Source organism: Actibacterium sp. 188UL27-1 (genome assembly GCF_016901225.1).
In the GTDB taxonomy this organism is placed as follows: Bacteria; Pseudomonadota; Alphaproteobacteria; order Rhodobacterales; family Rhodobacteraceae; genus 188UL27-1.
In genome coordinates this window covers 117,465-140,440 of sequence record NZ_JAFEUL010000003.1, presented here as the reverse complement: position 1 = coordinate 140,440, position 22,976 = coordinate 117,465, and the positions used below count along the sequence as shown (strand labels likewise).

The 22,976-nt window shown below is 63.1% G+C and carries 26 protein-coding genes; 3 read left to right on the top strand and 23 right to left on the bottom strand.

The genetic code is table 11. The features are described from left to right. Nucleotides 1–8: 8 nt before the first annotated feature. The 11 genes from lptC to IU397_RS05930 form a co-directional block, all read right to left on the bottom strand. Nucleotides 9–617: an LPS export ABC transporter periplasmic protein LptC gene (lptC, locus tag IU397_RS05980; protein ID WP_204411765.1), complete on the bottom strand. Its 609-nt coding sequence runs from the start codon at nucleotides 615–617 to the stop codon at nucleotides 9–11. A 2-nt stretch (nucleotides 618–619) separates the two neighbouring features. After that, nucleotides 620–1,597, bottom strand: a complete 978-nt coding sequence (locus IU397_RS05975) for an SIS domain-containing protein (RefSeq protein ID WP_204411763.1) — start codon at nucleotides 1,595–1,597, stop codon at nucleotides 620–622. A gap of 10 nt (nucleotides 1,598–1,607) precedes the next feature. Further along, nucleotides 1,608–2,219 carry a ribonuclease D gene (locus IU397_RS05970; RefSeq protein WP_204411761.1) on the bottom strand — a complete coding sequence of 204 codons (612 nt, stop codon included), beginning with the start codon at nucleotides 2,217–2,219 and terminating at the stop codon, nucleotides 1,608–1,610. Nucleotides 2,220–2,350: 131 nt separating this feature from the next. Then, a complete protein-coding gene (locus IU397_RS05965; RefSeq protein WP_204411759.1) occupies nucleotides 2,351–3,271 on the bottom strand; it encodes a hypothetical protein in 921 nt (306 codons plus the stop codon). A 2-nt stretch (nucleotides 3,272–3,273) separates the two neighbouring features. Further along, a complete protein-coding gene (locus tag IU397_RS05960) occupies nucleotides 3,274–4,584 on the bottom strand; it encodes a TRAP transporter large permease (RefSeq protein ID WP_204411756.1) in 1,311 nt (436 codons plus the stop codon). Between the two features lie 34 nt (nucleotides 4,585–4,618). Next, nucleotides 4,619–4,933 (bottom strand): hypothetical protein, encoded by a 315-nt coding sequence (locus IU397_RS05955; RefSeq protein WP_204411754.1) that lies wholly within the window; start codon nucleotides 4,931–4,933, stop codon nucleotides 4,619–4,621. A 31-nt stretch (nucleotides 4,934–4,964) separates the two neighbouring features. Further along, nucleotides 4,965–5,354 carry a cupin domain-containing protein gene (locus tag IU397_RS05950; protein WP_204411752.1) on the bottom strand — a complete coding sequence of 130 codons (390 nt, stop codon included), beginning with the start codon at nucleotides 5,352–5,354 and terminating at the stop codon, nucleotides 4,965–4,967. Between the two features lie 16 nt (nucleotides 5,355–5,370). Then, nucleotides 5,371–5,892: a TRAP transporter small permease gene (locus tag IU397_RS05945; protein WP_204411749.1), complete on the bottom strand. Its 522-nt coding sequence runs from the start codon at nucleotides 5,890–5,892 to the stop codon at nucleotides 5,371–5,373. Next, nucleotides 5,889–6,635 (bottom strand): MOSC domain-containing protein, encoded by a 747-nt coding sequence (locus tag IU397_RS05940; protein ID WP_204411747.1) that lies wholly within the window; start codon nucleotides 6,633–6,635, stop codon nucleotides 5,889–5,891. The genes IU397_RS05945 and IU397_RS05940 overlap by 4 nt, the downstream gene beginning before the upstream one ends. 45 nt (nucleotides 6,636–6,680) lie before the next feature. Continuing rightward, on the bottom strand, nucleotides 6,681–7,652 hold the full coding sequence (locus IU397_RS05935) for a TRAP transporter substrate-binding protein (protein WP_204411745.1): 972 nt from the start codon (nucleotides 7,650–7,652) through the stop codon (nucleotides 6,681–6,683). Nucleotides 7,653–7,698: 46 nt separating this feature from the next. Next, a complete protein-coding gene (locus tag IU397_RS05930; protein ID WP_204411982.1) occupies nucleotides 7,699–8,961 on the bottom strand; it encodes an FAD-binding oxidoreductase in 1,263 nt (420 codons plus the stop codon). 67 nt (nucleotides 8,962–9,028) lie between these two features. Between IU397_RS05930 and IU397_RS05925 the strand changes: the two genes are divergently transcribed. Continuing rightward, on the top strand, nucleotides 9,029–9,754 hold the full coding sequence (locus IU397_RS05925; protein WP_204411743.1) for an aspartate/glutamate racemase family protein: 726 nt from the start codon (nucleotides 9,029–9,031) through the stop codon (nucleotides 9,752–9,754). 127 nt (nucleotides 9,755–9,881) lie between these two features. On the opposite strand, the gene IU397_RS05920 is transcribed toward IU397_RS05925, so the two are convergent. The 12 genes from IU397_RS05920 to IU397_RS05865 all read right to left on the bottom strand — a co-directional run bounded on the left by IU397_RS05920 (nucleotide 9,882) and on the right by IU397_RS05865 (nucleotide 20,408). After that, on the bottom strand, nucleotides 9,882–10,817 hold the full coding sequence (locus IU397_RS05920) for a phosphotransferase enzyme family protein (RefSeq protein ID WP_204411741.1): 936 nt from the start codon (nucleotides 10,815–10,817) through the stop codon (nucleotides 9,882–9,884). Beyond that, the gene (locus IU397_RS05915) at nucleotides 10,810–12,081 is read right to left on the bottom strand and encodes an aspartate aminotransferase family protein (protein WP_204411739.1); all 1,272 of its coding nucleotides are present in this window, start codon (nucleotides 12,079–12,081) and stop codon (nucleotides 10,810–10,812) included. The genes IU397_RS05920 and IU397_RS05915 overlap by 8 nt, the downstream gene beginning before the upstream one ends. After that, a complete protein-coding gene (gene arfB, locus IU397_RS05910; protein WP_204411736.1) occupies nucleotides 12,078–12,500 on the bottom strand; it encodes an alternative ribosome rescue aminoacyl-tRNA hydrolase ArfB in 423 nt (140 codons plus the stop codon). Before arfB ends, IU397_RS05915 begins: the two co-directional genes overlap by 4 nt. A 232-nt stretch (nucleotides 12,501–12,732) precedes the next feature. Further along, nucleotides 12,733–13,122 carry a hypothetical protein gene (locus tag IU397_RS05905; RefSeq protein ID WP_204411734.1) on the bottom strand — a complete coding sequence of 130 codons (390 nt, stop codon included), beginning with the start codon at nucleotides 13,120–13,122 and terminating at the stop codon, nucleotides 12,733–12,735. 446 nt (nucleotides 13,123–13,568) lie between these two features. Then, nucleotides 13,569–13,826 (bottom strand): YjhX family toxin, encoded by a 258-nt coding sequence (locus tag IU397_RS05900; protein ID WP_204411732.1) that lies wholly within the window; start codon nucleotides 13,824–13,826, stop codon nucleotides 13,569–13,571. Between the two features lie 238 nt (nucleotides 13,827–14,064). Next, nucleotides 14,065–14,778, bottom strand: a complete 714-nt coding sequence (locus IU397_RS05895) for a YafY family protein (RefSeq protein WP_204411730.1) — start codon at nucleotides 14,776–14,778, stop codon at nucleotides 14,065–14,067. Further along, nucleotides 14,715–15,452, bottom strand: a complete 738-nt coding sequence (locus IU397_RS05890; protein WP_204411727.1) for a hypothetical protein — start codon at nucleotides 15,450–15,452, stop codon at nucleotides 14,715–14,717. Before IU397_RS05890 ends, IU397_RS05895 begins: the two co-directional genes overlap by 64 nt. Nucleotides 15,453–15,963: 511 nt before the next feature. Then, complete coding sequence (locus IU397_RS05885; RefSeq protein WP_204411725.1) at nucleotides 15,964–16,593, bottom strand: queuosine precursor transporter; 630 nt, start codon at nucleotides 16,591–16,593, stop codon at nucleotides 15,964–15,966. An 89-nt stretch (nucleotides 16,594–16,682) separates the two neighbouring features. Next, on the bottom strand, nucleotides 16,683–17,570 hold the full coding sequence (locus tag IU397_RS05880; RefSeq protein ID WP_204411723.1) for an esterase-like activity of phytase family protein: 888 nt from the start codon (nucleotides 17,568–17,570) through the stop codon (nucleotides 16,683–16,685). Beyond that, nucleotides 17,543–18,436 carry a penicillin-insensitive murein endopeptidase gene (gene mepA / locus IU397_RS05875; protein WP_370541627.1) on the bottom strand — a complete coding sequence of 298 codons (894 nt, stop codon included), beginning with the start codon at nucleotides 18,434–18,436 and terminating at the stop codon, nucleotides 17,543–17,545. The genes IU397_RS05880 and mepA overlap by 28 nt, the downstream gene beginning before the upstream one ends. Further along, nucleotides 18,436–19,806 carry an MFS transporter gene (locus tag IU397_RS05870; protein ID WP_204411719.1) on the bottom strand — a complete coding sequence of 457 codons (1,371 nt, stop codon included), beginning with the start codon at nucleotides 19,804–19,806 and terminating at the stop codon, nucleotides 18,436–18,438. The genes mepA and IU397_RS05870 overlap by 1 nt, the downstream gene beginning before the upstream one ends. 71 nt (nucleotides 19,807–19,877) lie before the next feature. Then, entirely contained in the window at nucleotides 19,878–20,408 is a 531-nt protein-coding gene (locus IU397_RS05865) for an acyl-CoA thioesterase (protein WP_204411716.1), read from the bottom strand. 128 nt (nucleotides 20,409–20,536) lie between these two features. Here IU397_RS05865 and IU397_RS05860 point away from each other — a divergent pair, with 128 nt between their 5' ends. After that, nucleotides 20,537–20,809, top strand: coding sequence for a YggT family protein (locus IU397_RS05860; protein WP_204411715.1), 273 nt, complete (start codon nucleotides 20,537–20,539; stop codon nucleotides 20,807–20,809). 79 nt (nucleotides 20,810–20,888) lie between these two features. After that, entirely contained in the window at nucleotides 20,889–22,934 is a 2,046-nt protein-coding gene (gene recQ, locus IU397_RS05855) for a DNA helicase RecQ (protein ID WP_204411981.1), read from the top strand. The last annotated feature ends 42 nt before the right edge of the window (nucleotides 22,935–22,976 follow it).

Below are 22,976 nucleotides of genomic sequence, written 5' to 3'. Positions count from 1 at the left end.
CAGACTCCTTACAAATTCGGATCGTATATAAGCTCTACGCCGTCTTTGAAAACCAGCACATGGGCATCGGGGTCAATTTCACTGCGGGTCAGGTGCATGCGGCCAGCCGTCAGCTCTCCGGCCGGACCATCGACCCGCACATCGCCGCCCGATGAAAGGTCGGTCCGGTCCAATCGGGTCGTCATCACTTCGGTCGTCACTCGGTAGCCCGTCGATGTCGTGATGATCACACCGCCCTGCAGCACGGCCTGAGCTTCCCCGGTATCGATCGTCCCGAATTGTGAGGACAGTCTCACAAGGCTGCCATCGGTCCCTTCGACCGCCACGCGCATGTCGGTGGTGCGCACGATATCGCGGTCATCCAAGTCAGGCCGGGCCTGGGTGGCCGATATTGAAATGGCCGACCCGTCCGAGGTCACGCCAGCATAGTTCGGCGCGCTGATACTCTGTTCGCGCGCCAGTGTCGTGACATCCGTCTGCGCGAACGGCAATTGGCGGGTCGGATCGATGTCGCGCGCCAGCAGAAACATCGATGACAGCAGGCCAAGCGCGACCAGGGGCAAGATGATCTTCACCCAGGCCACGAACCGGGAATAGGGATTGTCATAGGTTGACATGTTCAGCCCAAACCGATCCGCAAACAATCGTGGATATGAAGCAATCCGACGGGCCGTTGGTTGCTGTCGGGCTCGATCACGAACAGACAGGTGACGCGCGGCGGCGTCTCCGTCATCAACGCCACGGCCTCCTCGGCCAGGGCGCCCGGTCCTATGACTTTCGGAGTCGTGGTCATCACTTCATCTACCGTCATCTGCATCAATGTGCCCATGTGACGGCGCAGATCGCCATCCGTCACAACGCCAGACAGCCTACCATCGTCGGATAAAACACCGACAACGCCAAAACTCTTCTCGCTCATGGTCAGCAGAGCTTCGCCCATCATCGTGCCGGTGGGGGCAAAAGGCAGCTTATCCCCGGTATGCATCAGATCCTCGACCCGCGACAATTGCGCGCCCAGCTTGCCGCCGGGGTGAAATTCACGAAAATTTTCGGGCGTGAACCGGCGATGGGTCATCAATGCCACGGCCAGCGCATCGCCCAGGGCCAGGCACATCGTCGTCGAACTGGTGGGCACAATCCCTGTTCCGCAGGCCTCCGCGACCTGGGGCAGGACAAGGTTGACATCGGCTGCGCCCATCAAGGTGCTGCCAGGATTGTCCGCCACCGCGATCAGCGGGATCCCGAACCGGCGGGTATAGCCGATCATCGGGGCCAGTTCCGGCGTTTCCCCCGATTTCGACAACAGCAACACCACATCGCCCGCGGCCAGCATTCCCAGATCGCCATGGGCGGCTTCGGCCGGATGCACGAAATGTGCCGGCGTCCCGGTCGAGGCGAACGTGGCGGCCACTTTGCGCGCCACATGGCCCGATTTGCCCATGCCCGACACGATCACCCGGCCGCGCGCCTGCAGGATCAGATCAACGGCTTTCGCGAAACGGTGATCCAGCGCCTCGGCCAACGCGCCCAAGGCTTCGGTTTCCCGCGCGATGACAGCGCGCCCGGTGGTCAGCAATGCATCGGGATCGGGGGCCATGGCCGGATCCCTAATGGCTAAAGATGTCGATTTCAGGCCAGCCCGCCAAATCCAGCTGCGCCCGCATGGGCAGGAAATCAAAACAGGCCTGCGCCATCTCCATCCGGCCTTCCCGCTCCAGCCGCTGGTTCAACGCCTCCCGCAACCGGTGCAGATACAGCACGTCCGAGGCCGCGTAATCCTGTTGGGCCTGGCTCAATTCCGCAGCCCCCCAATCGCTCGATTGCTGCTGTTTGGAGATATCGACCTCCAGCAATTCCTGCAGCAGGTTCTTCAGCCCATGCCGGTCGGTATAGGTCCGGATCAGTTTCGACGCGATCTTGGTGCAGTAAACAGGGGCCGTCAGGGCGCCAAACGCATTCAACAGCGCGGCGATGTCGAACCGACCGTAATGGAACAGCTTCAGCACATCCGGATCGGTCAGCATCGCCACCAGGTTCGGCGCCTCGCTCTGGCCTTGCGCCACCTGCACCAGATGGGCATTGCCATCCCCACCCGACATCTGGATCAGGCACAAACGGTCGCGATGGGGGTTCAACCCCATCGTTTCACAATCGATGGCCACTGCGTCCCCAAGGTCCAGCCCATCGGGCAAATCATTCTGGTAAAGTGTGATGGCCACGCCGTGATCTCCAATACGAACGGTTGGGGGCAAATACGAGCTTAACCCCATCATTACAAGCCAAGCCCCCGGAACCCGCCCACACCAAACCCCATCATGTGTCTATAAATATCCCCGCCGGAGGCACACAATCAGCCCGCGCAGCCACCGTAAAACCGCCGCATCACCAGGGGCGTCAGATACATCGGGATCTGGTAACATCCGATAAACACCAAAAGCGGCTCCAACACCTCAACGGGCAGCGATACCAGAAACAAGGCCACATTCCGGTTCCCGGCGACCAGGCTCGTGGCCACGGCCTGATCCGTCCCCCAATGGGCCCCAAGCATCGCCCAGGTCCCGAATTGCAGGCCGAAATTCGCAAACATCGCCAGGGCCAACCACCCAAGCATTTGCCCCGGATTGACCAGCAGGACATCTGCCGCGGCCTCCATCAATCCCACCACGAACACGGCCAGCAAAATCGCCGAGACCCCGTCCAGGGCGCTCCGCCGCTCTGCGCTCAGCACAGGCAAAACCGCGCGACGCACCAAAATCGCCGCCCCCGTGGCCACCACAATCGTCCCCGCCAGGATCGCCGCCGCCCCCAGAACCGGGCCAACACCGCCCAAGCGCGGCACCAGGAAAAAGACGGGCAAGACGGTCAGCGGCAACAGGGCCGTCCCCAGGATCAACAGCCGCAAGGCCGGTTCGGGCGGGCGGCCCAACATCAGGCACATATTCGGGCTGCTTGAAATCGCCGCCGCCGATAGCATGATGACCAGCGCCACCAGCCAATCCGCGCTGATCCACCCGGTCACAAGGCCAAGGGCCGCCACCGCCAGCGGCAACCCGCATTGCAACACCACGACAGAGGCAACTGCCCGCCCCAGCCCGATCCGCGCCGCAGCCCACTGGCCCAGGTCCACCCGCAGGGCCGCCAGGAACAACAGGACCACCACCAGGGCCGGGATCACTGGTCGAACCGCACCCGCCACCGCCGGAAAACCAAGCCCCACCACCAGGCCCGAGATCAGAACCCACGGCCCCGCCCGCGCCGCAAGATGCAGCACCCTCACCCTGGGGAGGGTCGCAAATTGTCAGGCAACCATGTCGCCAGTTCCGGAAAGGCGATCAGCACAAACACCATCAACACCATGATCAGGAACATCGGGATCGCGGCCTTGGCGATGAACCCCATCTCATGCTCGGTCATGCCCTGCAGGACAAACAGGTTAAACCCGATGGGCGGCGTGATCTGCGCCATCTCCACGACCACGACGATAAAGATACCGAACCAAATCAGGTCGATCCCGGCCTCCCGGACCATGGGTTCGACCACGGCCATGGTCAGAACGACCGAACTGATCCCATCCAAAAAACAGCCCAAGATGATGTAAAAGAACAACAAAACCATCAACAGTTCAAGCCGGGTCAACTGCCACTGGGCGATCAGATCCGCCAATCCCCGCGGCAATCCGGTGAACCCCATCGATAGGGATAAAAAAGCCGCCCCCGCCAGGATCAGCGCAATCATCGCACTGGTCCGGGTGGCGCCCATCAAGCTTTCGGTAAAGGTGCGCCAAGTCAACGATCCCTGGCCTGCGGCCAAAACCAGCGAACCGACAACGCCAAAGGCCGCTGCCTCGGTCGCCGTGGCAAATCCCAGATACATCGACCCGATCACCACCACGATCAACCCGATGACTGGCAACAGGAACCGCGAATTGGCGACCTTTTGGCCAAAGCTCAAGGAGGGTTCCGCATCCGGGTTCCACTGCGCCGACAGTCGCGACATCACCGCGACATAGCCCATGAACAGCGCCGCCAGGACCAGCCCCGGCAAAATGCCTGCAAAGAACAGCTTGGTGATGCTTTCATTGATCGTCACGCCATAGACGATCAGCGTCAGCGAGGGCGGGATCATCAGGCCCAGCGTCGCCGCCCCGGCCAGTGTGCCGATCACCATGGGCTCCGGGTAGTTCCTCTTGCGTAGTTCCGGGATCGACATCTTGCCCACGGTCGTCAGCGTCGCCGCGGATGACCCCGAAACGGCGGCAAACACCGTGCAGCCCACGATATTGGTATGGACCAACCCGCCGGGCAGTGGCGCCATCCACGGGCTCAACCCCCGGAACATGTCCTCCGACAGGCGGGTCCGGTACAGGATCTCCCCCATCCAGATGAACATGGGCAACGCCGTCAGGGTCCAGGACGACGACGCGCTCCAGATCGTCGTCAGCATCACATCGCCCACCGGCCGCGTCGTGAACAATTCCATCCCGACCCAGGCCACGCCCATCAGCGCCAGCCCAACCCAAACCCCCGTCCCCAGCAATGTGAACAGGACGAACAGAAACAGAATGATGATCGACAGATTTTCCATCAATATCCCCAAAGCCCCGGAAGCGCGCTAAAGTTCACGCCCATCGGCGCGGCCCAGTGGACATGGAAATCAGGCAGCCTTCCGATTTGATGGTGAAACTTAAACCAGCGCTGACAGTGCCCAAACCGGTCGGGTTCGGACCGGGCCGGGAAAATCTCACCCCCGTCGGCTTGGCGCGGCGCTCGGAATCGCGGCGGGTCAAATCGGGGGCAAGGCAGACCTTGTTGAACGCGTCCACCGCGCCCTCGGCCCGCGCCTTGCGATGGGACTGGCTCCAGCCTTCGGATGGCAGCACCAGGGCAAACCCGATCAGGGCAACCAGCACCAAAGGTAAAACGTTTATCCTCATATGCTCTTTCTTTTCCTGAATATCGATGGCGCTAGTCGAGCAGGCTCATCAACGGCTCGCCCTTGCGCACAATATGGGTGGTGATGGCCACCAGCGGGGCATCGCCCACATTGGTCAGCCCGCCATGGGGTTCGCCATCGGGAAATCGCGTGGACATGCCATCGGGGAACGGGATCACCTTGCCATTGCCCGCCTGCATCTGACCGCCCACGATCACCACCAGATGCTCGTCGCCGGGATGGGAGTGGCGCGGCACCGTCGCCCCCGGCGGCACTTCCAGCCGTGTGACGATCACCTCCAGCGTGTCAACACCCGGCACATCGGCCCGGCTCAACTCGGTCCGCACGGCCTCCTGCGCGACTGCGGCCCAGGCGCCAACGGCCATCACCACGGCCAAACCCGTCAGTTTCATCGCCTTCATCATCCCTCCCCCCGTTTTAATCCGCAGGCGCATCGGTCGTGTCGCGCACGATCCGATGCTCACCCTTCACAATCAGGCTGATCAGGTGATCCGTCAGCGCAATCGCCAGGATCACCGCGCCGATCAGCATGGCCGATTGTGGGATCCACAGGGGCGTCTTGTCCTGCCCCTGGCTGATATCGTTGAACTTCCACGACCAGTAAACGAACTTGCGCGCATACCAGACCAGGTACCACGCCGTCGCCGCACCCACGGCAAAGCACCAGATCTCAACGATCCGCCGGGCGCTCAGCCCCAACGCGTTCAACAACAGCGATACCCGGATATGCGCCCCCCGGTTCAGGGCATTGGCAAAGGCCAGAAAACTCGCCGCCGCCATGGCATAGCCCGCATAATCCGGTGCGCCCGGGAAAACCTCCCCCGTCCAGCGCGCGCCCATCTGCACCAGGATCAGCAGCAGGATCGCGATCAAACACAGCGCCGCCATCACCCCGGCGGCCTGGTACAGCAGATCCAAGCCCCGCCGCAGGGCCCTCATTCCGGCGCCTCGACCGCATCGCCAACCGCCACGGTGCCCCCGGCAATCACCTCGGCATAAACGCCAAAATTCGGTCGCCCGCGATAGGCGTGCAGCTGCTTGGTCACCTCCACATCCCGCGCCCCGGTCTGGGGGGAGGCAGAGGGCGCCATGCAGCGCCCAATCGGTTCCACCACGTTCAACCGGACGGTGCCCAAGGTGATCTCCTGGCCCAACCAGTCCTCTTCGGCCCAGGGGGGCGCATCCTCGATCCAGATGTTGCCGCGAAACCGGTGCGGCGCGGGCGGCACGCCCAAATGCTCCGACAGAGCGCGCAGGCTCGCATGGGTGTGGATCGACACATAAGGCGGCTCCATATCCGTCATCGCCTGGCCCTCAAGCTGCGCCACATGCCACGGCCCGGGCCGCGCGCCGGGCAACGCACCCATCCAATCCGCCAAGGCCGCGCGCCCGGCATCGCTGGCCAGATCGACCTCGACCGACGCGACCTCGGGGTGAGACAAGCGCACGTTCCCGTCGACACGTGCCAATGTCACCGCCGCATAGGCGGGCGTGTTCGCCACGACCTGAAAGTTGCGCCGCGGCTGCCAGGATGGCGCTGCCGGGTCAAACGCGCTCGCCCCGTGGCTGACGGCGGTGGCCCGGTCACCGGGCAAGGCGGACCCCACAGCCAGATCCACCTCATCCAGCCGCTCATGGCCCAACCCCTTGATGGGATAACGAAAGATATCAACAATGCGCATAAGGCCCCCGGCCGAAACGGGGCCGGACAACCCGGCCCCAATAGCTTAGTTACCTTTGAAACCGTCGACGATGGCGGCACCGGTCTCACCGGCAGCGTCCAGCCATTCCGCCGTCATCGTCTCCCCGATGCCCTGCAACTCGGTGACCAGGGCCTCTCCGGCGGGTCCGACGGTCATCCCACCTTCTTTCAAACCGTCCAAGGTGAACTGGGTGTATTCCTTAGAGGCGGCCAACCCGTCGGCCTGGGCCGTGGCGGCGCAATCGGTGATGGCGGTCTTGTTGGCGTCGCTCACGCCGCCCCACACATCGGAATTCACCATCACATAGTTGTAAGGCAGCCACGCATCGACTTCATAAAAGTGCGTCAGGCTCTCCCAAACCTTGCGGTCATAGCCTGTCGCCCCGGAGGAGATCATCGATTCCGCCACGCCGGTCGCAAAGGCCTGGGAAATCTCGGCCGCCTCGATTGTCACCGGCAGCATCCCCGTCAACTCCGCCAACCGGGCCGTCGCGTTGTTGTAGGACCGGAACTTGACCCCGGCCATATCGGCGACCGAATTGACCTCTTTCTTGAAATACAGCCCCTGGGGCGGCCAGGGCACGGCATAAAGCAGCGTCAGGTTCTGCTCGGCCAGCACCTCCTCGATCTTGGGCTTGGCCGCTTCATACAGCTTGGTCGATGCGTCAAAGGACGTCGCCAGAAACGGCACTGAATCGAACCCGAACAACGCATTCTCGTTCTGGTGGCCCGACAACAGCCGCTCCCCGATCGGGACCTGACCGGTCTGGATCGCCCGCTTGATATCGGCGCCCTTGAACAGCGATCCACCGGGATGGGTCGTAATCTCGATCTCGCCCCCCGTGCCGCTGGTGACGCATTCGGCAAACTTCGCCGCATTCTCCGAATGGAAATTCGTCGCCGCATAGGCCAGCGGCATGTCCCAGGTCTCGGCCAAGGCCGGTGCCGAAGCCGCCGTCAGCGCTGTTGCGGCCAAAAGGCCGGTCATCCGTGTCATCTCAGTCTCCCCGTCTTAACGCCCCTGTTGTCGGGGCTTTCTCTCATCAACCCGCGAACCGTGACGGAGAATAGGGCGCAACGTCAATATTTGGTCTGCGTCCCGCAATCATTTGTGCCAGCAAGCGCCCGGTTTTTGGGCCGCCGGTCAGGCCCACATGGTGGTGGCCAAAGCCCAGCCAGGCGTTTTTCACCCCCGGCGCTGCCCCGATCACCGGGATCGAATCCGCCGGGGCCGGTCTGTGGCCCATCCATTTCTCGGCCCGGTCCCAGGTCAGGCCGGGCATCGCCGCCCGGATCTGCGATTGCAACAGCTCAAACGGCGGTCTCGACGGCTCCGCATCCAGCCCGCCAAACTCGACGATCCCTGCCAGCCGCAGCCGCCCGTCCATCGGCGTGGCCACGAACTTGCCAGCCGCTACCATCACCGGCGACCGCGGCAGGACAGACGCGCCCCACAGGTCCAGGTGATAGCCCCGCTCGCTTTCCAGGGGCACGTTGACGCCCAACTTGGCCGCCAGGGGTTTCGACCAGGCCCCGGTTGCCAGCACAACGTCATCGCAGGGGATCACCGCTCCCCCCGCGCGCAGACCCGTCACCCGCTCACCGGATCGCACCACATCCGTCACCTCGGCCCGGATCAACCGCGCGCCCTGTCCCACGGCATGGTCTGCCAAGGCCCTGACATAGCCGCCGGGATCGGTGATCCGGCCATGCCCGCCAAACCGCGCTGCAAATCCCAGCTCGGTGGCAAAGGCCGGGTCATAGGCCGCAAAATCGGCACCCTCCAGGGCGTCCCACACAAATCCCAGATTACGGCGCACGCCCATGGCAAAGGCATCTCCGGCAAAATGCGCCCGGTCGCGGTAGACGAACAGATAATCGCTGGGCACCACGAACCGGTCCGCGCCCGTACCCGCCGCCAATGCCTGATGATCTGCCAGGCTATCCCCGATCACCGGGGCCAAGGCGCGCGCGATCCGCGTCGCATCCCTGGCATTGGCATGGCGCAAGTAGCGCAGCAGCCACGGCATAAGCCGGGGCAGGTATCCCCATTTCACGAATAGGGGCGCCGCAGGATCCAGCAGCATCCCCGGTGCCTTGCGCAGCAGCCCTGGCGCCGTCACCGGCACGACAGAACAGGCGGCCAAGACCCCGCCATTGCCATAGCTTGCACCACCTGCCGGACCCGCCCGGTCGATCAGCACCACATCGAACCCATCGCGCAACAGCCAGATCGCCGTCGAAACCCCGACGATCCCCGCTCCGATGATCGCGACCGTTCGTCCCGCCTTTTCCCGATGCGACATACCCGGCGCGCCCCCGATTGCGATCCCAGCACTCACCGTGACACACTCCCGATCAAAAAGGTGCAGAATGGTCAACACGGCGCGGGGCGGCAAGACGGTTTACGGGGCCTCCCTTGGCATCCTGATGCTTGAGACACGCTTTCCCCGCATCCCCGGCGATATCGGTCATGCGCAAACCTGGCCCTTCCCAGTGCAGTATCGGATCGTCACAGCGGCCACCCCTGACCGGGTTGTCCAGTCCGGCGCTGATGGTCTGCTTGATGCCTTCATCTCGGCTGGCCATGATCTGGTTGCCCAAGGAGTAGATGGAATTACCACATCTTGTGGGTTTCTTGTGATGATGCAGGAGGAGCTTTCCCGCGCCCTCCCCGTACCTGTCCTGACCTCCTCCCTGATGCAGGTCGAGATGGTGAACCGCCTGCTGCCCCGCTGTAAAAGGGCGGGCATCCTGACGATTGCCGCCTCCGCGCTGACCACCGAACACCTGGTCACCGCCCGTGTCCCCGCGGGGACACCGATCGGCACAACGGAAGGTGGATCAGAGTTCACCAGCGCCATCCTGGGTGATGCCCCGACCCTCGACATAGACGCCGCCCGCGCCGACAATATCGCCGCTGCGCTTCAACTTCAGCAGGCCAATCCCGATCTTGGTGCCATCATCCTCGAATGCACGAATATGAGCCCCTACGCTGCCGATATCCGCCACGCCACGGGGCTGCCTGTCTTTACGATCATCGATGCCGCAACCTGGTTTCACGCGGGCCTCTCCCCCCGCCGCTACCCGACCGCCTAACCCCTAAAAATGCCCCCATCATGTGTCTGAAAATATCCCCGCCGGAGGCATAAATTTTTCGGCCGCGTTTATGATTTTAATGCCTCCGGCGGGGATATTTCTGGACACATATGACGTAGAGGAGGTGCTACATTCGCCAGGCACGCACGAGCATGAGGGCGCGGTCTGCGTAGACCCGGTGCCGCCGATCGCCGCGCGCCGCGCGGGAGATGATCCAACCCGCCGAAGCCATCCCACGCAGCATGACAAAGAATGGGATATCCGCGGCCCAGTCCGGTCTCCCGTAGCCATCGACCAATGCCGCGGTCAGGTCGGGATAGGCGGGCGTGTCGATATGCTGGATCAGGGCGGTGCCAAGGTCATAGGGGCGGTATCCCCAACCGCCATCGTCAAAATCGATAAGCCATAGGCCCTGCCGATCCCGAAGGATATTCTCCTGCAACGCATCCGCATGGATCAGGCCGATCTCACTTTCGGGACGGTCGGCCAATTGCGTTGCCGCCTGATCGGCGGCCTGACGCAACAACGCAGCCTCATCAGGGGTGAGTGCGGGATTATCCCAGAACCGACCCCAGCGCGGATCGGGCCCAACGAGGTCAGTGGACAACCAGCCCGGTCGGTCGAGAGGCCTCAGATCACAGGCGTCGACAGTTTGGTGGAACCGGGCCAGAAGCTGCCCCAGATCGTGATGAAGCTGGATTTGGTCGTTGAGGGCAGCGGTCGGCACCTTCCCGGCATCGCCAATGGGAACGGCATCGAGCCAGGCGATCATCGTGGCACATTGTCCATCGGGCAGGCATTTGGTCCAGGCTCCGTCCGTTGTGGGCAGGGGACGGGGGCACGGAAAACCATGATTGGCCAAGGCTGCCGTCCAGATCAGTTCGGCCTCGATCGCGGACGTCGTTTGATAGCCAGGGCGGTGGAGGCGCAAGGCGGCTGTCCCCGCGGGGACACGCACCTTGAAAACCGCATTTTCGCGGTTCTTGATCAAAACGGGTGGGTCAAGCGCACCGCCCCAGGCGCGCGCGGCTTGGATGGCCCGCGCGATCAGGGGATCAGTCATGGGGCGTCTGGGCCAAGGCCTCCGCCATGGCCGCGACGGCTTGGTCGGCGTGGATCCGGGCAAATGGCATTGGCGGGCGCATCTTGAGGATATGCATTTGCCGCCCGATCCGGTTCATCAGCACCCCTTTCTGGCGGAGGGCCTCAACGACCCGGGCGGCGCATTCGGTCGCCGGTCGGCCATCGGGGTGGATCAGTTCGACCGCGAAGAACAGGCCGGTGCCACGGACATCTGCAATCAGCGGATGGTCCAGCCTGCGCAACAGATCCAACGTGTAACGGCCGGTGTCACGGGCCGCCGGGACAAGGCCGTCGCCTTCGATCACATCCAGCACGGCGAGGGCTGCGGCAGCCGAGACGGGGTTGCCGCCGAATGTGTTGAAATAGCCAAACCCCTCGCGGAAGGCGGCCATGATATCGGGCCGTGTCACGACGGCGGCCACCGGATGCCCGTTGGCCATGGGTTTGCCCAAGGTCACGACATCGGGGCGGAAGCCCAGCCAATCATGGCCCCACCAATGGGAGCCGATGCGACCAAAGCCAGGCTGCACCTCATCACACAGGATCAGTCCACCGGCTTGGCGAACCACTGTGACCGTCGGATCCAGGAAACCGGGGGCGACATGGGGCAGCCCTTCATTGGCAAAGATCGGGCAGAGCATGAACCCTGCAAAGCCGACGCCCGCCGCCTCAAGCTCTGCGATGGCGCGGGCGACGTTTTCAGCGAACGCCTGCGGTTGAGCCTCTGGACTGCCGCCGAGCGGGTGCGTGCTGTCGGGGGCAGGCACCAGTTTGACATGGGGTGGATATCCTCCGATGGGTGGACGGCGCGTGCTCAGCTGGCTCGTGGCTTTGGTGTTGCCGTGATAGGTGTTGTCGGTGGCAATCAGACCCGTCTTGCCCGTCAGCGCCTCGGCCATGCGGATGGCGATATCGTTGGCCTCCGATCCAGTGCAGACCATGATGGCCTGGCTCAGGTCGTGGTCGAACTTGGCGGTCAGGCGGTCGAGATAGTCGAGCACAGTGTCGTGCAGATAACGGGTATGGGTGTTGAGCCTGGCGGCCTGGCGGGTGATCGCCTCCACCACCTTTGGATGACAATGCCCGACATGGGGGACGTTGTTGTAGCAGTCGAGGTAGCGGGTGCCATCGGCATCCCAGAGCCAGACCCCCTCGCCCCGGACGATATGGACCGGGTCATCATAGAACGTGGGCACGTTCGGGCCCATCAGTCGGGCGCGGCGGGCGAGCAGGTTTTCGGTCATTCGTCTGGATTGACTCTGCCACGGAGGTTTTTGACCGTGCCGCGCTGGGCCTTGGCGGCCAGGCGGCGCTTTTGGCTGCCAAGGGTGGGGCGGGTCGCGATCCGGCGTTTCGGGGCCTGGAGGGATTGGCGGACAAGGTCGGCCAGCCGCTCCCGCGCGATTTCCCGGTTGCGGGCCTGGCTGCGGGTGTCTTCGACGCGGAGGATCAGTTCGCCGGCATCGGTCCAGCGGCGTCCGGCCAGCCGTTTGAGCCGCGCCTTGACGGGGCCGGGCAGGTTGGGGCTGGCCGCGGCGGCAAAGCGCAGTTCGACCGCGGTCGAGACCTTGTTGACGTTCTGCCCGCCGGGGCCGGACGAGCGGGTGAACAACTCTGTCAGTTCCCAATCCTGCAGCGTGATATGATCGTTGATCACCAACATGACCCGGGCTTTAGCACAGGCCGATCCGGGACGGGAGCCGGCATGCACATTGCGCAAAAATACTGTCCCCGCGGGGACAGCCCCGGCCCGCCCGACCGCGCGGTCTGCTAACGATTTATTAAGATATGCGCGGGGATGCAGACAGGTGCCATCGGATTGCGGCGCGGTGGTGCGCGGATCACAGCAAATAGATGCCCCGGGGACGGGGAGGCAGACCCCGGGGCATCGGGGCTCAGGCGAAGCCGAAATCGTCTGCGGTCAGGTCATCGACCCATACCAGCACGACGGCAAGATCGGCGTCGCCATCACCATCCCGATCAAATTCGAGGGTTCCGTTTTCGTACCGCGCCTGCAGCACGGTATCATCAACGTTGAATGCACCATCCCCGATAAAGTTCAGCGCCGGCGTTTCGGCAAAGTTGATCTCGTTCTGGCCCTGCTGGAGGTTGAAGATGACGTCGGGCGCCTGGGGATCGCTTTCAACCGGGGTGAAAACAAAGCGAAAATCCTCTGCCACACTGTCAGAGCCAATGATCGTATTCTGTCCCAGACCGACCGGGATCAGGGAGTTTTCCCCAACCGAGGAGATGGTCAGATCATCGCCGTCAGCCTGCCAATCCATCGATGGCGTTATCCCCGGGCCCGCTGGTCAGGCTATCGTCATCGGGCGTTCCCGTCAGCGCCAGTTGCGTTGGTTGCATGTTCACCCCGCTTGCTCCCATGGACCCGGATGGCCCCCTCTGAGATGCTGAGCCGCGCCTCCCAGCGCAACATTGACCGCGCCAGGCCGCGTCACCGCAGACCGTATCGAGCGGGGTCGATCCGTCCGACCCGCGAATGGATCACGGCCCCCGGGAAGCGGAGCCTTGCTGTGGTCCCCGGGGCCGCCCGGCGGGATGGTGCTGCTGCGCCGCGGCGGCCCTTTTCCTGCCGGGATTAGAGCGCTGAACCGGCGGGGTTTCGCGGCGTTCAACGGCGCCTGATCACAACGCTGCGTGTTGTGGTTGGCAGCGGGGGCGCTGTCGGCCCCCGAGTGCAGGGTTGGGTCAGGTAGGTCATGGGATATGCCTATCGGTTGTCCAGTTGGGCGCGCACGGATGTCAGCCCCAGCCGGGTGATGCGGTAGGGGCGGCCCCCGGTGGAGCGGATGAAGCGGCGGCGTTTGAGGCGGGTAAACACCTCTAGCGTGCAGTCGGTCAGGACATGGCCGTCGCGCGTGACGCATAGAATGGTGGTGATTTTGCCGTTTGGCGCACGGTCATAGCGGATAGAGCCGCCTTGGGCGAGTGCATGGAGCACGCGCTGTTCGCGTTTCGATATGTTCACTGTGATGTCTCGGATATGCAGGTCAGCGGAATGTCCAACCGGCAGGCGCGCGGCTGGTCCATTGGCTAAGGCGTTTCCGGAGCGATGGGGTGCGGTCAGCCGCACCCAGGATCGTTGGAAACTAGCAGCGACCTGCAATCGTCAACATGAACTCTCCTGTGCTGGACCGGTGCCCAGTTGAGAAGGACGTAGCGTAGATCAAAGGGCGATGGAACCCGGTCTTGGTGGGTTGGTCCGGTCAGCCTTGATGCGCCACGGCAGGTTTGGGAGCGGGTTGCTCCTCCTGGCGGTTATGTTCCATCCAGAGGGCGCGGAGGGCTGCGCTTTGACCGATGAAGTGGTCCTCCAGCGCCTGACAGGCATAGATCCGGTCCGTGCGGAAGTGCCGGAAGGAGCCGCGCATCTCGCACCATCCTGCCAGCATGACGCATTCCAGGTGATAGATCAGGGCAATCGGGCGGATCGTGCGATCTGTTTGATGCTCTTCGGCATCGCGGTAGGTGATGTGGATCTTGCGTTCGGTCCGGATGGCGTCGCGCAGCAGCGCCATGGACACGCATCCCTTGGCCGGATCGTCCGACGGCGCGCCCCAGGGGGACACCTGCAGCCAGTCGGCGGCGCAGTGCAGATCCTTGATCTTTTCGCAGACCCGGGTGGCGGCGCGCTGCAAGGCGCTGTCGCCGGTGCGGGCGAGCATCTGCAGGCCGACATGGAGGGCCTCGATCTCTTCATCATCGAAGTTGAGGGGGGGCAGGTCATAGCCGTTGCGCATGACGTAACCCAGGCCCGCCTCTCCCTCGATCGGGGTGCGCATGGCCTGGAGCGCGGCGATGTCGCGGTACACGGTGCGGACCGAGACCTCCAGTGCCTCTGCCAGGGTGTCGGCTGTCATGGGCTGCGACGCGGCGCGCAGCATCTGGATGATCTCGAACAGTCGGTTGGATCGGCGCATGGGTGGGACCTCCTGCAAGCTCCTGACACCTTAGCATGCCCTGCTGACAACAGCCTGTCAGGAGGGGTGTGGTGATCTGCCAAAAAGGAGATCGCCCATGGCATATTACGACACCGCAACGCTGATGGTCCGCAGACTTGGCCGTTGGCAGGATCCCGAACAGCACGTCCGGCGGCAACGGGGGGAGGCGGGGCGGATCGCAGCCCACCGCGACCAGGTCCGGCTGTATAATCTGATGTGGTTTTAAGGCTGCCCCACGGGAGGGCAGCCGAGTTCCTTAGATCGATTGCTTTTGAACAACCGACGATCCGTCGGAAGAGCAGGAAATCTTTGGAGGTGAGGGTGATATCCTGGGTGAAGGCAATTGTGAGATCGGCCTCGCCATCGAAGTTTTCATCGATTTCCGGGATGTTGTCGTCGAGTCGGGCCACGATGTTGCCAGATCGGATTGCCACCACCTCAAGCCCCGCAATCTCGACCCGCGCGATGCAATCGTCAAAGGTCATGTCGCCAATCAAATCAATGCTGCGGAAGACAGGATCGGGCGGGCCTGCGTTCAGCGCGATCTTGTCCGTGCCCTCCTGAAAAAAGCGGATCGCGTCGGGATCGTCGGCATCGCTTTCGCTAGGCGTGAAATCATAGCGGAAACGGTCAAACCCGACCGAGCCTGTCATCAGATCGCCGCCCGGCGTGCCCTCGGTCTCATTGGTTGCACCTTTATAATCCTTCAGAGACCCGGAATGTATCCGTCACTATCCATAGCGACGTGAATACCCCGATCTACCCGGGGGTGATCCGAACGCCACCCTAGGATCTCAGCCGAGATCGACCTGCGAGGCGTTGCGGGTCTTTGGCGGAGACCGGAGCGTGGTTTCGTTGAGATGCGGATGGGAAGGAAATATCGCCGATGCGGGGCATGACAATGGCAGGTCTTTGCAGCCTGACGGCTGAAGCGTCTTGCGAAAGCAACGAAAAGGGCCGCCCCGGTTGGAACGGCCCTTCGAGATCTTTGGAGGCGGGTCGGTCAGACCGCGCGGTCAACAGGCGGCGATGCCGCGTAAGGGCTGCCTTAGAGGCCTGCCACTCCTGCTGTCCCGACACCTCTCTCCAGGTTCACTCTCGACACTGGATCACCTCCTTTCAGTTGTTTCATTCGACTGTAAGGTGGCACAGATCCACGATCTGTCAACGGGTTTCCGCAGGTGCGGCCATTTGGACCACAATCAGCCGGAACGGGATCAGGGCCAAAAGTGCCAGCGAGATCTTTACGCCGAGATCCGCGATGGCCAGTGACACCCAGAGCGGGGCAGCCGGACCAACGCCAAGGATGGGCAAGACCTCCTGCGCCCAGGTTGGCAGATTGCCAGGTTCCAGGCCGTTGAATGTGGCGGAAAACGCGATGGTGAAAAAGATCGCTGTATCGACGGTGGAGCCGACAAGGGTAGAGGCCAGCGGCGCCCGCCACCATGCCCCCTTGCGAAAGGCGTTGAAGATCGACACGTCCAGCAATTGCGCTGTCAGGAAGGCGAGGCCGGAGCCCAAGGCGACCCGGAGCGCGACAAGCGGCCCGAATTCCCCCGTGATCTGGGTGCCGACGAGGCTGCAGAACACGCCGACGATAAAGCCGACCAAAACGACCTGGCGCGCAATCTTTGCCCCGTAGATCCGGTTCATCAGATCGGTCACCAAAAAGGCCAACGGATATGTCAGCGCCCCCCAGGTGAGCCAATTTCCAAGCAGGTATTGCACCAGAATGTTGGAGGCCACGACGATGGTGGCCATGGCAATGATGCCGGGAAGCGCGGAGCGGGTCATGGTGTGTATCCCGTGTTTTTATACAAGGTTGCGGAGACTTGTGCGAAAATCAGGGGCAGGCGATACCGGGCGCGGGGCGCGGTGGCAAGTCATTTCGTCAGGACAACCTCGACGATCTGGGTGTCGAGGAACGCTTCACCATTGTCGTCTGAGATCATGGTGAGGCGGATCATGCCGTCGGTGTCGCGCCAGACCCCCAATCCTTCGAGATTGCCAAACCGCCCGGCGCGGGATTGGAAGACCAAGTCGGGGTTTTGTGGATCATCAAGGTCGAAGCGGCGGACGCGACTGGTAAAGATATACCCGATTATGCCGTGTTCGAGCAGGTACAGGTGCCCGTCGGGGCCGACATCCGCGCCAGCGGGCAGCCAGATGCCCGACCGGGGGAGCTGTGCGATGACCTGCCAAACGCCATCGGTGCGCTGATAGAGCGGGGCTGGGCCGCGGCGAAAGACGGATCCTTCGGGAATGGCCAGTAGATCGCCGTCGGGGGAGAAGGCCAGCGCCTCGATCCCGCCATTATAGAGCAGAACATCCTTTAACCCCGTCAGGTCCACGGTCTGATGGGGCCCCTGGAGCTTACCAGGCCGACAGATCAGGCGGTGGTTTCGTTCGAACCCAATGCACAGCAGCCCCGTGGGCAGCCGGGCCAGACTCTCGGCGTCGCGGGCGTCCTTTTGGGGGTCGGCCTCTGTCGCCTTGACGTCGATCCAGACAGCTTGACGGCCCTTGACCCCGGTGAGCGTGCCGTTTTCGCGCTGCAACGTACCACGGGTGATCGTGCCACTGTCGGAGACGATCCAGAAGGTTTTACCGTCATCGGCAATCTCAAGGCCCGACCAGCCCCCGAACCCCGCCCAGGAGACCGGCCAGGTCAGCGCCGTGACTTGCATATCGGGAAGGTCGCGGGGCAGCAGGATCCAGACCGCCCCGATCAGGATCAGGGCATTCAGCGCGAACGTAAGACAGCGTCGCATTGTCTGGGCAGGTCAGCCATCACGTAATCCCGCGCGCCGCGCTTTTTGGGGGCGGGTTTCGCAGGTTTTCCAGTTGTTTTGGGCGGGTTCAGGTAATCTGTGACCCACCAGCGCAGTGTGTCGTCGCAACCATTCCCGCCATCGGAAAGCTGGGCAACCGTGGGCTTCTGGGTCTGGCATCGCCGGTCGCCCTTGGGACATTTCAGCCGGACGTGGAAGTGGTAGTGGTGGCCGTAAATCGGGCGGATCTTTTGGAGCCAGGATTTGTCGCTGCGTTTTGCGATCTTGCACATCTCTATCTTTACCGGCGGGGTGACAAAAATGCGGTCCACCCGCGGATCGCTTGCTGCATATTTCAGGATCTCGTGATGGGCACGGGTGTAGTTGCGATTGACGCCGCGCTGATCCTTGGACCGGACGGAGATTGAGCTGATCGCCTCCCGCTGCGCCCGGCTGAGGTTCAGGCGTTTGGGCGGCAGCATCCAGATATCGGCATCGAGCCCGATTTGATGGGATTGGTGGCCCGAGGTCATGGGGCCGCCACGGGGCTGAGAGATATCCCCGACATAAAGCCCCTGCCATCCCGGTTGGGATGCGGCGAACCGTGACAGGTTTTGGACATAGGCGATCATTTCGGGGTGGCCCCAATTGCGGTTCCGGCTCAGGCGCATGGCTTGCCATGTGGGGCCACTTTCGGGCAATTGCACTGACCCGGCGGCGCATCCCTTGGCATAGGTGCCGATGGCGGATGCCTCCTGCTGGGAGGCGCGGGTTTCCGCCCCGAAGAGCTGGTTCGCCTTGGTCTGGGCGCTGGCGCCGGTCGCAGCGAGGAAAAGAGCACATAGGGTGAGAGAAAGACGCATGATCATGGTGTCCGTATTCCCTGCGGTCGCACCCAGATTAACAAGACGAGCCCCAAAAGAAACAGGAAGATGACGGGCGCGATGCCCAGTCGCACCGATCCGGTCAAATATGTGGCCGATCCGATCAGGGCGGGACCCAGAAACGCGGTGGCTTTGCCGGACAGGGCGTAAAGGCCGAATGCCTCGGTCGGGCGGTCGGGATGGGCGTGGCGGACCATCATGGTCCGGGAGGCCGATTGCAGTACGCCGCCGGCCGCGCCGTTGGAGATACCGACGATATAGAAAACGATGTTGGGCAGGGACGTGCCCGCCGCCAGGGGGATGCCGAACAGGCTGTCCGGGGTGGTGGCCACCAGCACGATGCAGGATGTGATCAGGATCAGGATGCAGATGATGATCACCGGTTTGGGGCCAAAGCGGCTATCGGCGAAACCGCCGAGCCATGCGAACAGGGCCGCACCGATGGCCGCAAGGATGCCGAATATCAGCAATTGCACGGTTGTCCAGTCGAGCACCAGCACGGCATAGGTGCCGCCAAAGCCATAAAGTGCGGCCAGCCCGTCACGGTAAAGCATGGAACTGCCCAGGTAGCTGGCGAGGCTGCGATTGCCCACGACGCTGCGCAGGGCGGTGAGCAGGCCGTTGATCGCGGCCTTGAACCGGCCCGGCGGGACGATGCGGCGCGGCTCTCGCACCCAGACAAAGAACGGGATCATGAAGATGGCGAACCAGAGGGCGACGAAGGGGCCGGAGAACCGCATCCCCTCGTTCTGGGTGGGATCGAGGCCAAAGAGTGGAGCCAGGCCTGCGATGGTTGTTGTGGTGCCCGGGACCGCCACAAAGAACACCAGCATGACCACCAGTGACAGGACCCCGCCGACATAGCCCAAAGCGTAACCATTGCCGGAGAGGCGCCCGATCTCTTTCGTCGGGCCCAGATCCGGGAGCATGGCATTGGTGAAGATCGTCGTGAATTCCACCCCGATCAGGCCGATACCAAAGGCGATGAGCGCCCCCCACAGGAAGCTGCCATCGGGGGTCAGCCACCAAAGTCCGGTCGCCCCGGCCACGAAAAACAACGAAAAGACGATGATCCAGGGCATGCGCCGCCCCGTTGTGTCAGCAAAGGCGCCCAGCAGCGGGGCGGAAGCGGCAATGGTCAGGCCTGTGACCGTCTGGCCCAAGGACCAAAGGCTTTGCGCCTGGGCCTTGGCCGCTTCTTCCGTGGCGGCATCCGGCAAGAAGGCATCCGTGGCGACGGTGACGAAATACGGACCAAAGAGAAAGGTCAGAAGCACTGTGTAATAGGGCTGGCTGGCCCAATCGAACATGATCCAGCCCCAGATCCGGCGCCGGAGCGCTTTATCGACCATGCCTGTCCCCTTTGGTATCGCCTGCTGACCTGTAGAGCACCGGGACCTGTGGGGGCGCAACCGTTGATTGGTCAGGCAGTGGGTGGCCAGGGGCGTTCGGCATCCGCGTCGATCCAGGCCTGCACCCAGGAAGGCAGCGTCAGGTCTGGCGGCGTGTCGGTCATGCCGTCGATCACCTTGGCAGGCGGTACGATACCGTCACGGCTCACGATGGCCGCGCGATACAGGGCCTGGCCCGCGCAAACATCCCTGACCCACATGGACTGATCGAGGTAAAAGAACTTGTCGTCCCACCCCACGCAGCGGCTGCGCATCTCAAACTGTTCGAATGTGCGGATCCGGCGGCGATACCGAACGGAAACGCCCGCCATGGTCAGCGACCACCGCTGACGCTTGAGGTGGGCAACAAGGCCCGTCCGCAGGGCCAGGGGAAGGCGCCCCAGATCATAAAGCGTTAAAGTCCGCCCGTTATTCAGCTCCATGAACGGGTCAATGTCCCAGGGCAGGCAACGGTGATACGAGATATGGGTCCCATCCAACGGCAGGGGCGGCGCGTTTCGGTTGCGCAACATCTGCGCAGTCATGCGGATATAGGGATACATGGGATGCTCCTTCCGGCGGCATTTGCGGCTTACTTGACGTCGACGTCAAGCGCGACTTCGCGGAAAGGCGTTGCATGGGTGCCGGATCGCGCCTACCTGAACCGGGCCTTAGGACGGAGACGCGCGCCATGATCATGATTTTCCAGTTGCTCGACCTTGTTCTCAGCGTGGTCTTTTTCATCATGATTGCCCATATCATCATGAGTTGGCTGCTGAATTTCGGCGTACTTAACTACAATCAACCCATCGTCGCGCAGCTTTGGACCGGCCTGAACCGCCTGTTGGAGCCGGTTTATGAACCGATCCGCCGGTTTCTGCCCGATACCCGCCCGCTGGATCTGGCGCCGCTGGTGGCATTTGTCGCCGTGATCGCGTTGCGCGATATCATTTTGCCGGGGTAGGCGCGCGGCCTTCTTGCCTAGATCCGGCTGACATGGGATGAGCGAGGCAACCAATAGCAGCCCCCGACCCATCCCAGCCATGGCCGACCCCACAGCGCTTTTGTCGTCCGTTTTTGGATTCGACGCCTTCCGCCCCGGGCAGGGGGAGGTTGTGGAGGCTGTGGTGGCGGGCCAGAACACCCTGGCCATCATGCCCACGGGTGGCGGAAAATCCCTGTGTTATCAGTTGCCTGCCCTTTGCCGCGATGGGGTGACGGTCGTGATCTCGCCGCTGATTGCGCTGATGCGGGATCAGGTCCGTGCCCTGCGGGCTGCGGGTGTGAAAGCGGGGGCGCTGACCTCTGGCAACACGCCCGAGGAAACCGACGAGGTCTTTGCCGCCCTGGAGCGCGGCGCGCTGAAGCTGCTTTACATGGCGCCGGAACGCCTCGCCTCTGCCGGGACGCGCAACATGCTGCGCCGGGTCGGTGTCAGCCTGATCGCGGTGGACGAGGCCCACTGCGTCAGCCAGTGGGGCCATGATTTTCGCCCCGATTACCTGGAAATCGGCAAGCTACGCCACGAATTGGGCGTACAACTGGCCGCCTTTACCGCGACCGCAGATGAGGAAACCCGGGCAGAGATCATCACCCGCCTGTTCGATGGCGCCGCGCCGCAGGTTTTTCTGCGTGGGTTTGACCGGCCCAACATCCACCTGACCTTTGTCGCCAAGAACGCACCGCGCCGCCAGATCCTGGACTTTGCGGGCGCGCGGCGCGGGCGGTCGGGGATCGTCTATTGCGGCACCCGAGCCAAGACGCAGACCCTGGCCCAAGCCCTGCGCGAAGATGGTCACACGGCCTGCCATTACCATGGTGGGATGGAAGCTGACGATCGCCGCCATGTGGAGCATCGGTTTCAGACCGAGGATGGGTTGATTGTGGTGGCAACCGTCGCGTTCGGGATGGGCGTGGACAAACCCGATATTCGCTGGGTGGCCCATGCCGATCTGCCCAAATCCATCGAAGCCTATTACCAGGAGATCGGGCGCGCGGGTCGCGATGGGGCCCCGGCCGAGACGCTGACGCTGTATGGCCCCGAGGATATTCGCCTGCGCCGCAGCCAGATCGATGAAGGCATCGCCCCGAATGAGCGCAAGGCGGCGGATCACGCCCGGCTGAACGCCCTGCTGGGCCTGGCCGAAGCGCTGATCTGTCGTCGTGCCAATCTGCTGGCCTATTTCGGGGAAACGGAGGTGACCTGCGGCAGTTGCGACCTGTGCGACCGCCCGCCCGAGACGTTTGATGCCACGACGCCGGTGCGCATGGCCCTGTCGGCTGCCCTGCGGACGGGGGAGTGGTTTGGCATGGGCCATCTGACCGATATTTTGTTGGGTCAGATGACGGATAAGGTGCGCGAGCGCGGCCATGATACCTTGCCCACATTCGGTGTGGGCAAGGACTATGATCGGCGACAATGGCAGGCCATCTTCCGCCAGATGATGGGCCATGACCTGATGCGCCCGGACCCGGAGCGCCATGGCGCCTTGCGCATGACCCAGGCGGCCCGCCCGATCCTGAAAGGGGAGGCCAGCATCACCTTGCGCCGCGATACGGTGCAGCGTGCCAAGGACCGCCCGGCCGTCAAAGCGCTGGTGAGCGACGAGGATGCGCCGCTTTTATCCGCGTTAAAGGCCAAGCGTCGGGCCCTGGCCGAGGAGGCGCGGTTGCCTGCCTATATGATCTTTAACGATCGGACGCTGATCGAAATGGCAGAGACGCGCCCGCAGACGCTGGACCAGATGGCATCGGTCGGTGGTGTGGGCGCGACCAAGCTAGCCAAATTCGGGGAGGCCTTTCTGACCGTGATCACCGGTGCCCCCGTCCCCGATATGCATCCGGCGCGGCGTGCGCTGGCCGGTCGCGACAGCGGATCCGTTTTTGACAAGCTGGCGGAGGCGCAGGTGTCGCTGGCGCGCGGGCTTGAGGGGACGGACAAATACCTGAGCTGTAGCCACGCCACTTTGCGCCACATTGCCGAGCGTCGCCCGGGATCGGTGGAGGATCTGGCCCGCGTTCCCGGCATGAACGACCAGAAAGCCGCGCGGTTTGGGCCTGCCTTTTTGGACATTTTGGGTGCGGCCTGATCTGGACGGCCCGTGCTGCACGGTTAAATTGCCACCAAAGAA